The sequence below is a fragment of the Frankia sp. CeCAU1 genome (assembly GCF_977971845.1).
Window position 1 is genome coordinate 1 of record NZ_CDWWXA010000055.1, and the last position, 11,895, is coordinate 11,895.

The following is an 11,895-nucleotide window of genomic DNA, read 5'->3' on the forward strand; positions in this document are numbered from 1 at the left end:
GACGAGATGCGGCCGGCCGCCGCCTGTGGTGGGACGGCCGCGCGACTGGCGCTGGCGGAGGCGGGTGGGGCGTCGTGGACGAGCGTGAGGTTGTTCTCGGCGAGCACCACCACGCGGCACGGCCAGGCGCATCCACACTTCTCGCACACACCGTCGCGTTGGACGTGCCGGTCCAGGAGGCGCACCGCGCTACCGCGCAGCAGCTCGAACGCACGCTCGGGCGGCTGGGCGGTCGCCTTCGGACCGAGAGCGATCAACGGGTCGGTGGATCGGCCGCGAACGGCACGATCCTGACCGGGCGAAGAAGCGGGGGCGGAAACAGGCGGCGCGGGAGGGGCGGACTGTGATCGGCTGCCCGGTGGCCGGCTCAGGCTGATAGCCATGGACGTGCACCTTCGGTCTACGAACGGGTAAGTGGTCAGCGGAGTCGAGCTGCCGTGCCGGTTGGTCGGCCGGGCTGTCGGCGAGGGCAGCGAGGGCGGCGTTCAGCGCCGCACCAGCGCCGCGTCGGCGCAACTCCCGGGTGAGTACGTCAAGAACGGACAGCGCCGCCAGCGGCGGGGCCGGCGGATCGGCCGCCGTCGGGCCGAGCCGGAGGGCGACCGCTGGCAGCGTCAGCGTGGTGATCGCCTGGTCGTAGACGGTGGCCGCCCAGATGGTCAGGACGGCGTGCAGCCAGTCCCGCCACTGGTCGCGGCAGGCGGCCAGCCGGCCGGACAGCCACGCCTCGACGCCTTCGACGAGTTCTGTCCGGACTGGTGTCGGGCAGCCGAGGATCAGCGGGTGCAGATGGCCGAGCAGGGTTCCGGTGTCCACGAGGTCTCCGCCGGGTTCGAGCGCGGGGGACACCAGGACCGCCCGTGACGATCCGTCGGGATACAGGACGCCGCGTGGGTTGAGGTTCCCGAACGCGATGCCGCCGCGGCTGAGCATTATCGGGTCCAGCTGGGCGGCCAGCCGGCCGAGCCGTGCCGACAGGCTGCCCGCGAGCGCGCGGAGCTCTCCGATCTCGCCTGCTGTCGTGTCGTCGGCGTGGAGGTGGTCCACCGGATGGCTCAACGCGTCGGCGACGACCCGGGGCAGCGCGCGGGCCGTCGCCGCGGCTTCGGACAGGTGCGCGGGTGGATTCCGGTGCAGGTCGCTGAGGTCGTCCATCAGCGCCGTCACGACCCCGGTGAACTCCATCGGCCGGGCCCGGAGCAGGGTGGCCAGCGGCGCGCCGTCCTCCCAGGGGGTGAACATCACCCCCTCCGTACAGGCGATCGGAGGAGCCACCCACAGGCGGGTGTAGGCCGCCAGCGCCGTGAGCTGCTCGGCCCGGCCGGCCATCGCCGTCGCCGCGTCACCGTCGGCATCGGCGAGCACGGTGGCGAGATCACCGTGGTCGCCGCGGACGAGGCGTGACAGCGCCCGGCCTGCCGGGCGGACCGTCGCGCACAGCGCCACCCCGCCGACGCGGACCTGGCGATACACCGCCCCGCCCGCCGTGGTCATCGCCCCGAATGTCACCTCGCTGTGGGGCCACCGCTGGGCGGTCGCGTCGGCGATCCACCCGTCGGTGTGGGACAGCAGATCGCGGACGTCGCCGTCACTCCAGCACGTCGAGCAACCCGAACGCGGACTCACCGGACGCGGCCGACACCGGCGTAGACCGGCAGCCGACCCTCCACCGTCGTCGACCGGCCTCGCTGCCGGTCGTGTTCCCACCCTGGGAGCAGGACCAGTCCGGGGTCGACCAGCGTGCAGTCGTCGAAGAACGACAGCACCTCGGTGCGGTCGCGCAGCTGGAACGGCGCGGTTGTGCGCCGGTACACCTCGGCGGCTTCGGTGACCTGCGGGGACTGGCCGTCGCCGGTGGCGTGGGTCACGACCAGATGACTGCCCGCGGGTAGGGCGTCGCGCAGCTGGGAGACCAGGTGCCGGGGGCCGGTGTCGTCGGGGAAGAAGTGCAGGACCGCGACCAGGAGCAGCGCGACCGGCTGCCCCCGCTCCAGCAGCCGGGACACCTGCGGATGGTCCAGGATCTCGTCCGGCCGGAGCAGATCCGCCTCCACCGCCGTGGCCAGCGGGTTGGGTGCGAGCAGGATCTGGCTGTGTGCGACGGCGCCCGGGTCGCTGTCCACGTAGACGACCTGGGCGTCCGGGGCCAGCTGCTGGGCGACCTCGTGGACGTTGCCCATCGTCGGCATACCCGACCCGATGTCGAGGAAATGCCGGACGCCGACCTCGCCGGCGAGGTAGCGGACCGCCTCGCCCAGGAACAGCCGGTTGACCCGGGCGGTGTCGCGGATCTGCGGCCATGCCTGCTCGACCTGCGCCGCGGCTTCCCGGTCGGCCGGGAAGTTGTGCGCGCCGCCGAGGAAGTAGTCGTAGACCCGTGCGACGTTCGGTCCCTCGGCCCCCACTGCGGTGACGTCATGCGCGTCCGTCACGACTGCCCCCGTGACCAGCGCGCCGTGGTGACGACACGGCTTCTCGGCTGACGCGGCCGGTCCGACCGTGTGACCGGGCCGGGTCTGGTCCCTGTGGGGTGGTCACGATGCGTCGAACAGGCGATCCTCATCATGGGAACGGTCCTCGCTGACGGTAGGCAAAACGGAACCGTTACACCATCGTCCTAGCGGCGTCAGGTGGTCATCCCCCTCACCGCGAAGAAGCCGTTCACCCGTCCCGACCCCACCTGAACTGGGAAAACACCGAGGGCAACGGCCATCTCTTCGCTCGTTGCCAGCCCTTATCTTCCCGGAGTGTGATCGTTTCCCTACGGTGGGGTGTCAGGAGTGAGAAGCTGTTTTAGATCTTGCGTTGGCTACTCTCTGTAGTGACTGGTATGGTCTGGTGGCTGTTCGCGAGCTGGCGGGGAAGGCGCCTCACCATGGTTCGGATCATGGCGAGGCGGATGAATGCCTCGGAGATAGCCGGTCTTCTTTCATAGTCGCGGGCGAGCCGGCGATGGGCGGTGATCCATGAGAAGGTTCGTTCCACTACCCAGCGTTTCGGGAGGGCCTCGAAGCCGCGTTGCCCAGGGTTTTTCCGGACGATGTCGACGCTGGTTCTCATGACCTCACCGGCCCAGTCGACGAAACGCCCGGCGAACCCGCCGTCGGCGAACAGATGACGGCAGTTCCAGTGGTCGAAGTAGTGATCCACCATGATCCGTCTGCCGCCGTCACGGTCCTGGACGCTGGCCGGCAGCACGAGCACGCTCAGCAGCAGCCCGAGCGTGTCCGTGATGAGGAACCGCTTGCGGCCATTGACCTTCTTGCCCGCATCGTAGCCTCGGGTCGCCGCACCGACGGTCTGGGCGCCCTTGACCGACTGCGAGTCGATCACCCCCGCCGTGGGCTGCCGGTCCCTACCCTCGACCTCGCGGGAGATGTCCCGTAGCGCGTCATGAACCCGCGCGATCACGCCCTTGTCATGCCAGCGGGCGAAGAAACCGTAGATCGTCTCCCACGGCGGGAAGTCCCGCGGCAACGACCGCCACGTACATCCCGAGTGCGTCACATACAGAATCGCGTTCACGATCTCCCGGCGGGGATGCGCCTCCTTCCGACCGTCCTTCGACACCGGCGGCAGCAACGGCTCCACCAACGCCCATTCCGCGTCGGACAGATCGGAGGGATACGGGTCAGACCGAGGCATGACCCGACCGTCCGCCATCGATCATCCCAACACGCCAACTCCAGCCAGGCGACCACACTCAGCACACAAGCATCAAGATCCCAAACAGCTACCCAGGACCGCGTCCGTGATCCGGGAGATCGTCTCCTTCGACACCGACGTTCCGTAGATCTCAGCGAAATGTGCGGAAATCTCCCCGGTCGTGAGCCCTTTCGCGTACAGCGACAGCACGATCTCGTCCACACCGGAAAGCCGCCGCTGCCGCTTCTTCACGATCTGCGGGGTGAACGTGCCTTCCCGGTCCCGCGGAACTGAGATCTCAACCTCGCCAACCGCCTCCGAAACGACAGTCTTCGGTCGGCTACCATTCCGAACGTTTACGCTGTCCCGTTCGGGATCGGCACGGTTCTTCTCGTGCCCGAGATGCTCGGTCATCTCTTCCCGCAAAGCCGTTTCCAGCACCGTCTTGGTGAACAGCTTCAACAGGCCGTCCGGCCCGGTCAGCGCCAGCCCACGCGCCTTCGCATCGGCGACCATCGCAGCTGCCGCAGCCTGCTCCGGCGACAGCTGCCGCCCCCGATCACGATCTTCCTTGCTGAGGGTCATATCACCCGATGTCATCACTCACAGTGCCCATCCCGCTGGACCTACGCCCGGCGTGTCGGGCCGGAAACACCGATCTTGAAACAGTCCCGTCCGGCGCGATGTGGGACCATCCGATAAGGAGGCAGCAGCCGATGGCGTCTAAGGCGGCGCGGCCGTAGTGGCCCTCGATGATCGGTTCTGCGGTATTGAGGGCGAGGGTCACGAGGCTACAGAAGATCAGGAGGCGCTGCGCGGTCGGATCTGCGCCCGGCTGGCGCCGGCGAGAGCGAGCTGGCGGGAGGCGACGAGCAGCGCAACCACGGACAAATCAACGGCGGGTGCGACCAACGGGACGATATAGGCGGGAACGCCGAGCCTGATGCCCAGCGCCCAGACATTACCCAGCCCGAACAGGAAACTCAGCGCGACAACAGCGGCGAACAGAGTCGTCACCGCCTGGAGCGCGAGCCGCTGGGTGCCCGGATGAGCCGAAGTCGTAGGTGCCACAGAACCATGTGGCACATGAGTCGCATCTGATCGAGTTCCGCTGCCAGCGGCGACCGGCGTTTCGGCACGGGTCATCGGTGCTCACCGTTCCCCGCGGCCAGGAGGGTGAGGTCGAAGACCTCATGAAGGCCGATCATGTACGAATGGGTCGAATCCCCCCTCGGACACAACGTCGAAGATCAATATGGTCTCTGATCTGCGCAAACGGGCGTGGGGGTTCATCTTCCCCGGCCGACACGAACCATTGCCCCACAGGCGTCCTACCTGCACCTTCGCGATCCATGCGTATACGTAGTGTCGGTAGGCCCGGATCGATCATCACGCTCGAGTCATGGTCTGACGGGACTGGTCCGGACTCGTTGATCAGCTGACCGGAGGCCGGTGGTTCACGACTGTCCGACGGCGACATCGACAGCCGGAGGATCCGGACCCCGGGGAAGTCAGAGGCCGGTCAGATGTCGGCCGGATTCAGCTCCCGCCTTGGACGTGCGTGACACCGACCTGTGGGGTGCCAGAAGTCGGCTTGGGCCTGTGACCTGGGGTGATACGGCGGTGTGGGGCCGGCTGCATGATGGTCAACTATGTCCGTACGCCTGCTGTACCTGATCTTCGTGCGGATCTGTGGCTGGCTCGTTCTCGTCGGCATCGAAGGAAACGCACCGGCTGGTCACCCCCAGCACCGTCCTGCGGTGGCACCGCCGTCTGGTCGCACGAAAATGGACCAACCCACACCGGACTGGACGGCCACCGATCAGCTCGGAGATCGCCACGCTGATCAAGCGACTCGCGACCGAGAACCCGACGTGGGGCTACCAGCGGATCCAGGGCGAGCTTCTCAAGCTCGGCTACCGGGTGAGCGCCTCCACGATCCGCCGGATCCTGAAGACCCTCGGGCTGCCACCAGCTCCGAGACGGCAAACCGACACCACGTGGCGACAGTTCCTGCGCACGCAGGCGTCGACGATGCTGGCGGTGGACTTCTTCCCTGTGGACTGCGCGGTGACGCTGCGGCGTCTGTACTGCCTGTTCGTCATCGAAGTCGGCTCCCGCACCGTCCACATCCTCGGGATCACCGCCCACCCCGACGGATCGTGGACCACCCAACAAGTCCGGAACCTTCTCGTGGATCTCCGTGACCGGGCTGCCGACTTCCGGTTCCTGGTCCGTGACCGCGCCGGACAGTTCACTGCCTCCTTCGACGCGGTCTTCACCGACGCCGGCATCACCACCGTCAAGATCCCACCCCGAACCCTGCGGGCGAACGCCTACGCGGAACGGTTCATCCGCACGGTCCGGACCGAGGTCACCGACCGGATGCTGATCTTCGGTGAGCGGCACCTTCGCGTTGCCCTGGCCGAGTACGCACGGAACTACAACAGACGACGACCCCATCGTGGCCGCGACCTTCAACCACCACAGCCCGATCACCCCGTCGCGGACCTGACCCAGGAACGGATCAAGCGCCGGCCCGTCCTCGGCGGCTTGATCAACGAATATGAACGAGCCGCCTAAAACCCCCGGTCAACGCGGGTGCCCGAGTTTTGACACCCCGACGTGGTCCTGAACCATCCGCGAGAATTGTTTCTTTACACGCGGGCTGACCGTAGCACTCCGCTGCGGGAGTCGAGGCGAAATTCTGCATAATACCCCGCATTGATGGCCGCAAGGAGTCCGTCAGTGGGATGAAAGATCGCGCGGCTAACGTCGTCGCTGTCCACAGTGCCTGGTCGGGCGTGCCGCATCCGGCGCCGCGAGGCCATGCGCGACGACTACATCCTCTCCGCTGGAAGGGGAAATCGGCAATGACGGTAATGACCACACGGACCGGTGTCGAACAGGATTTCGGCCGACTTTCGACGCGAGAAGGTGCCGGTACGACACGCGGGATCCTACCTTGACGGCCCGCGCCGCGGTGCTGTCCGGGCTGGGCGGTTGGGTGCCGCCCCGGCTGGTGACCAACGACCAGCTCGCCGAGGAACTGGACACGACCGATGAATGGATCAGGACGCGAACCGGAATCCGCCAGCGGTTCGTCGTCGACGCGGGCATGGCAACGTCGGGTATCGCGATCGAGGCGGGGCGGCGCGCGCTGAGGTCCGCCGACCGGTCGAGGGTGGACCTGGTGGTGCTGGCGACCAGCACGCCGGATCACCCCTGTCCGGCGACGGCTCCCGAAGTCGCCAGCAGGCTCGGGCTCGGGGAGGCACCGGCCTTCGACATCGCGGCGGTGTGCAGTGGTTTCGTCTACGCGCTGGCCACGTCCGCGACGATGATCGCAAGCGGATCGGTCGACACCGCGTTGGTCATCGGGGCCGACTCGTTCTCCACCATCCTCAACCCGCGGGACCGCACCACCAGGGCGATCTTCGGTGACGGTGCCGGCGCCGTCGTCCTGCGGGCCGGCGAGGCCGGTGAGCGGGGTGCGATCCTCGGATTCGACCTCGGGAGCGACGGTTCCCAGGCCGACCTCATCACGGTGCCGGCCGGTGGCTCCGAGCAGCGCTCGATGGGGCTGCTCGCGCCGGAGGACGACTACTTCTTCGACATGCAGGGGCGCTCCGTCTTCCGCAACGCCGTGATCCGGATGAGCGAGTCCGCGGGGAAGGTGGCCGAGCGCGTCGGCTGGTCGGTCGGCGAGATCGACCGTGTCATCGCGCATCAGGCGAACGTCCGCATCCTGCACGCCGTCGCACTCGAGCTCGGGATTCCCGTGGAACGGCTGGTGGTGAACCTCGACCGGGTCGCGAACACGGTTGCGGCGTCCATCCCACTCGCCCTGGTCGACGGCGTCGTCTCCGGTCACCTGCAACCGGATGACCAGGTCATGCTCTGCGGATTCGGTGGCGGCCTCACCTGGGGAGCCGTGGGGCTGACGCTCCCGTCCCTGTCCGTCGAGCCGCTGCCCGGGCTCCCGCTCCCGACTCGTCCGCCCCTTCCCGCCGCGCTGCCCGTACCGGCTGCGGCCCGCTGATCGGAGAACATCATGAACGCGCTGGAAGGAACGCTCACCGACCTGCTCGTGTCCCGGCTCGGTGTCGTCGCCGAGGGCGTCACGCCCGACAGCACCTACGAGCAGCTGATGCTCGACTCGCTCGGTCTGATCGAGTTCCTCCTGATCATCAGGAAGGAGCTCGGGGTGTCGCTCGACGACGACGCCCTGCAGACCGGCACCACCCTGGCCGAGACCGCCAGGCTGGTCGAGGCGAAGGGGAGCCGGGTGTGACCGGTTCCTCGCCGGCCCGGTTCGACGCCGCGATCACCGGTCTGGGCCTGGTCAGCGCCGCCGGCATCGGGACGGACGCCACCTGGGAGCGGGTGTGTTCCGGGGTGTCCACGGCGGCGCGGGACCCGGCCCTGGCCGGTCTCCCGGTCGACTTCTCCTGCCGGGTGCCGGACTTCGACGGGACGAAGCTGCTGGGCCGAGCCATGGCCTGGCGGCTCGACCGGTTCGTCCAGCTTGCGATCGTGGCCGCTCGCCAGGCGATCGCCGATGCCCGGCTGGACCCGGGGACGTGGGACGGCGCGCGCGTCGGCGTGGTGATCGGCAACTCGCTTGGCGGCACCGACACCTGGGAACGGCAGCACCGCTCTCTCGTCGAAGGCGCGCCGGAGGACGTCTCGCCGTTGATGATCCCTATGGGGATGGCGAACATGGTCGCGGGCTGCGTGGCGATCGACTGCCAGGCGCTCGGCCCAAGTCTGGTCACGGCGACGGCCTGTGCGTCCGGCTCCACCGCCGTAGGTCTCGCCCGGGACCTGCTGCGGTCCGACACCTGCGACGTCGTGATAGCCGGCGGTGCCGAGTCGGCCCTGTCCGCGGGTGCGATCACCGGCCTGCAGCGGATGGGCGCGCTGTCGGCCCGGCGTGACGACCCGGCCGCCGCGTCGCGCCCGTTCGACGTGGCCCGGGACGGGTTCGTCGCCGGTGAGGGCGCTGGGATCCTCGTTCTTGAGCGGCCCGCCGACGCCCGCGCCCGCGGGGCCGACGTCCACGCCCTGGTCAGCGGATTTGGAGCCTCGTCGGACGCGTACCACGCGACTGCGCCTGATCCGGCCGGGGCGGGCATCGAGCGGGCGGTGCGGGCGGCTCTGCGAGACGCGGGGATCGCCGGCGACGACGTCGACCATGTCAACGCGCACGGCACGTCGACGCCGCTCAACGACGTCACCGAGGCCAGGGCGCTGCGCCGGACCCTCGGCGAGCGTCCCCTGGTGACGTCGACCAAGGGGGTGACCGGCCACGCCCTGGCCGCAGCCGGCTCCATCGAGGCCGGTCTCACCGCGTTGGCGCTGCGCCACGGCGTCGTCCCGCCGACGGCGAATCTCACCGACCTGGATCCCGCGGTCGACCTGACGGTCGTCGCCGGCACGGCGACGACCGCGTCCCTCGATGTGGCGCTGAGCACCTCGCTGGGATTCGGCGGTCACAACGCGGCGCTGGTGCTCCTCGCCGCCTGAGTCCGAAAGGAGAACGTGGGATGCAGGTACGGAAACTCGGCGCAACCGGGGTCGAGGTCGGCGGGATCGGCCTGGGCTGCATGGGGATGAGCTGGCTCTACAAGGAGTCCGAACTCGACGACAACCGTTCGGTCGAGGTGATCCGGGAAGCCGTCGACCTCGGCGTGACCCTGCTCGATACCGCGGACATCTATGGTGCCGGCCACAACGAGGAGCTGCTCGGCCGGGCCGCCGTCGGTCGGCGCGAGGACGTGGTCGTCGCCACGAAGTTCGGCATCGTGATCGAGGACCTGGCTGCCCGGAGGTCACATCTCGACGGGTCGCCCGCCTATCTGCGCACGGCGATCGAGGCGAGCCTGCGCCGGCTTGGCACCGAAGTCATCGACCTGTATTACCTGCACCGCGTCGACTCGGCCGTCCCGCTCGCGGACACCTGGGGGGCGATGGCCGAGCTGGTCGCCGAGGGCAAAGTGCGTTTCCTCGGCCTTTCCGAGGTCAGCGTGGCGCAGGCCGTCGAGGCGCACGCGATCCACCCGGTCACCGCGATCCAGTCGGAGCTGTCCCTGTGGACGCGGGACCCGCTCGGGCCGGACAAGGCGAGCGACGTCGTCCGATGGTGCGCCGACAACGAGGTGAGCTTCGTGCCGTTCGCCCCGCTGGGCCGCGGCTTCCTCACCGGTACCCTGCACGTCGACCGTTTCGAGGACTCCGATTTCCGGGCGACCAACCCGCGGTTCCGCGGACCCGCGATCGTGACGAACCAGCGCATCGTTGATGTCGTCCGCGAGGTGGCGGAGCGTCACTCCGCGACGCCGGCGCAGGTGGCCATCGCCTGGACGCTGGCCCACGGCAGTCAGGTCGTCCCCATTCCCGGCACAAAGAACCCTCGCTACCTGCGGGAGAACGTGGCGGCGACGGACCTGGTCCTGAGCGGCGAAGACCTGGCGGATCTCGACGCGGTGCCGGCGGCCGTCGGCACCAGGTACTGAGTCGCCATGGGCATCGATCCCGCCCGGATCGCGTTCTTCGACGTCGACGAAACACTCATCACCGTCAAGGGGATGCTCAGTTTTCTGGAGTTCCACCTCGGCGCGCCGGACCGGTACCGGCAGATCGCGGACCGGTTGCACCGGCTCGCGGCCGACGGGGTGCCACGCGGGGAGACCAACCGGCTCTATTACGAGGTCTTCGCTGGCCAGCGGGAGACCGAGGTGGCCGCAAGCGGCCGGCGGTGGTTCCAACAGGAGATGGTGGGGGGCTCGCTCTTCCACGGCGAGCTGGTGCGGGTGCTGCGCCGACTCCAGGCCGCCGGGACGATCATCGTCCTGGTGTCGGGATCGTTCTCGGCCTGCCTGGACCCGATCGCGGAACACCTCGGGGCGGATCAGGTGCTCGGTACGGTCCCCGAAGTCCGTGCCGGCCGGTACACCGGCCGGGTGGTCCGCACCGTCATCGGTGAGGGCAAGGCCACCGCGGCCCGGGCGTTGCTCGCCGAGTTCGGCGTCGACGGGCGGCTCTGCGTCGCCTACGGCGATCACTCCTCGGACCTGCCGATGCTCGCGGCCGTGGGCCACGCCGGCGTGGTCGGACAGGACCCGGTTCTCCTCGCCCATGCGGCCGAGCGCGGCTGGGACCTTCTTCCCGGCATTCCGACACGAGGCAATGGGAAGGCATGATGTACCTCAGATCGGGGTTCGGTCTCCGAGCGGTCCGAGCGTGGTTGCCCGACGCGACCGTGTCCGCCCGAGACGCGATCGGCCAGGGCCACATCAGCGAACAGGACCTGGCGAACACCGCCGTCATCCGGGTACCGGTCGCGCGGGATGTCGCGGCGCCGGAAATGGCGGTCCGGGCCGCGCGGGCGGCGCTGTACGCCGCCGGCTGGGACGGAAGCCGCCTCGGTTTCAGCGCGCACGCCTGGATCCATCACCAGGGGCACGACTTCTGGTCGCCCGCGCACTACATCGCCGATCAGCTCGGTGCCCGCCGCAGCGTCCCGCTGGGCATCCAGGTCATGTGCAACGGCGGAGGGGTCGCCCTGGAGGCGGCCTGCGCCCGCCTGCTCGCCGACAGCACGACCGGCGCCGCGCTGGTGACGACGGCCGACTGTTTCCGCGACGAGGGATTCGACCGCTGGAGCGGTGACTACGGAGTCTTCTACGGTGACGGCGCGACGGCCATGCTCCTGCACGAGCGGGACGACGCGGTGGACGAGCTGACGCTGCTCGGTCTGGCCAGCGGGGCGGTCTCCGCCGCCGAGGGGCTGCACCGCGGTCGCGACCCCTTCACCCCGGCGAGCCGGTGGCTCAGCGAGCGAGTGGACGTGAGGCGGACGAAGAAGGCCTTCATGGAGGACGTCGGCACCGCCGGCTTTTTCCGGGACGTGCACGCGACGCTCCGTCGCATCATCGCGGACTGCCTCGCCGACAGCGGCCTCACCTCCGACGATCCGCGGCTGCGCCTCATCGCCCTGCCCCGGGTCGGTCTCAAGGTGCGGCAGGAGACCTATCACCCGGCCGTTGAGAACGCCACCACCGCCAAGATCGTGGACCTCGGCGCGGAGACCGGGCATCTGGGCGCGGGCGACATGGGAGCGAACCTCGCCGCGATCGTCGAACAGGACCTGCTCGCCCCGGGCGAGTTCGCCCTGGTGATCGGCGCCGGCGGTGGCTTCAGCTTCTCCTGCGCGGCCGTCGGCCGACCGGCGGCCTGACCCGGTCG

10 protein-coding genes and 3 pseudogenes are annotated in these 11,895 nt (G+C 69.1%); 7 read left to right on the plus strand and 6 right to left on the minus strand.

The window, feature by feature from the left end; translation table 11 throughout:
- The 6 genes and pseudogenes from AC08OO_RS11800 to AC08OO_RS11825 all read right to left on the minus strand — a co-directional run.
- A partial coding sequence (locus tag AC08OO_RS11800; RefSeq protein ID WP_476618509.1) for a hypothetical protein occupies nucleotides 1-185 on the minus strand: 185 nt, incomplete at its 3' end.
- A 4-nt stretch (nucleotides 186-189) separates the two neighbouring features.
- Nucleotides 190-1,626 carry a hypothetical protein gene (locus AC08OO_RS11805; protein WP_476610052.1) on the minus strand — a complete coding sequence of 479 codons (1,437 nt, stop codon included), beginning with the start codon at nucleotides 1,624-1,626 and terminating at the stop codon, nucleotides 190-192.
- On the minus strand, nucleotides 1,623-2,432 hold the full coding sequence (locus AC08OO_RS11810; RefSeq protein ID WP_023841886.1) for an SAM-dependent methyltransferase: 810 nt from the start codon (nucleotides 2,430-2,432) through the stop codon (nucleotides 1,623-1,625). The genes AC08OO_RS11805 and AC08OO_RS11810 overlap by 4 nt, the downstream gene beginning before the upstream one ends.
- A gap of 361 nt (nucleotides 2,433-2,793) precedes the next feature.
- A pseudogene (locus AC08OO_RS11815) lies at nucleotides 2,794-3,710 on the minus strand (IS5 family transposase).
- A 28-nt stretch (nucleotides 3,711-3,738) separates the two neighbouring features.
- Nucleotides 3,739-4,230 (minus strand): annotated as a pseudogene (locus tag AC08OO_RS11820) (IS256 family transposase); the annotation flags it as partial.
- A gap of 91 nt (nucleotides 4,231-4,321) precedes the next feature.
- Nucleotides 4,322-4,791 (minus strand): annotated as a pseudogene (locus AC08OO_RS11825) (hypothetical protein); the annotation flags it as partial.
- Between the two features lie 546 nt (nucleotides 4,792-5,337).
- Between AC08OO_RS11825 and AC08OO_RS11830 the strand changes: the two are divergent.
- The 7 genes from AC08OO_RS11830 to AC08OO_RS11860 all read left to right on the plus strand — a co-directional run bounded on the left by AC08OO_RS11830 (nucleotide 5,338) and on the right by AC08OO_RS11860 (nucleotide 11,887).
- Nucleotides 5,338-6,228, plus strand: a complete 891-nt coding sequence (locus AC08OO_RS11830; RefSeq protein WP_476610053.1) for an integrase core domain-containing protein — start codon at nucleotides 5,338-5,340, stop codon at nucleotides 6,226-6,228.
- Between the two features lie 382 nt (nucleotides 6,229-6,610).
- Nucleotides 6,611-7,687 (plus strand): beta-ketoacyl-ACP synthase III, encoded by a 1,077-nt coding sequence (locus AC08OO_RS11835; protein ID WP_476610054.1) that lies wholly within the window; start codon nucleotides 6,611-6,613, stop codon nucleotides 7,685-7,687.
- 12 nt (nucleotides 7,688-7,699) lie between these two features.
- Nucleotides 7,700-7,939, plus strand: a complete 240-nt coding sequence (locus AC08OO_RS11840) for an acyl carrier protein (protein WP_011436511.1) — start codon at nucleotides 7,700-7,702, stop codon at nucleotides 7,937-7,939.
- Complete coding sequence (locus tag AC08OO_RS11845) at nucleotides 7,936-9,174, plus strand: beta-ketoacyl-[acyl-carrier-protein] synthase family protein (protein ID WP_476610055.1); 1,239 nt, start codon at nucleotides 7,936-7,938, stop codon at nucleotides 9,172-9,174. Before AC08OO_RS11840 ends, AC08OO_RS11845 begins: the two co-directional genes overlap by 4 nt.
- Before the next feature lie 20 nt (nucleotides 9,175-9,194).
- Complete coding sequence (locus tag AC08OO_RS11850; protein WP_011436513.1) at nucleotides 9,195-10,163, plus strand: aldo/keto reductase; 969 nt, start codon at nucleotides 9,195-9,197, stop codon at nucleotides 10,161-10,163.
- A gap of 6 nt (nucleotides 10,164-10,169) precedes the next feature.
- Nucleotides 10,170-10,850: an HAD family hydrolase gene (locus AC08OO_RS11855; RefSeq protein ID WP_011436514.1), complete on the plus strand. Its 681-nt coding sequence runs from the start codon at nucleotides 10,170-10,172 to the stop codon at nucleotides 10,848-10,850.
- A gap of 44 nt (nucleotides 10,851-10,894) precedes the next feature.
- On the plus strand, nucleotides 10,895-11,887 hold the full coding sequence (locus tag AC08OO_RS11860; protein WP_160323728.1) for a beta-ketoacyl-[acyl-carrier-protein] synthase family protein: 993 nt from the start codon (nucleotides 10,895-10,897) through the stop codon (nucleotides 11,885-11,887).
- The last annotated feature ends 8 nt before the right edge of the window (nucleotides 11,888-11,895 follow it).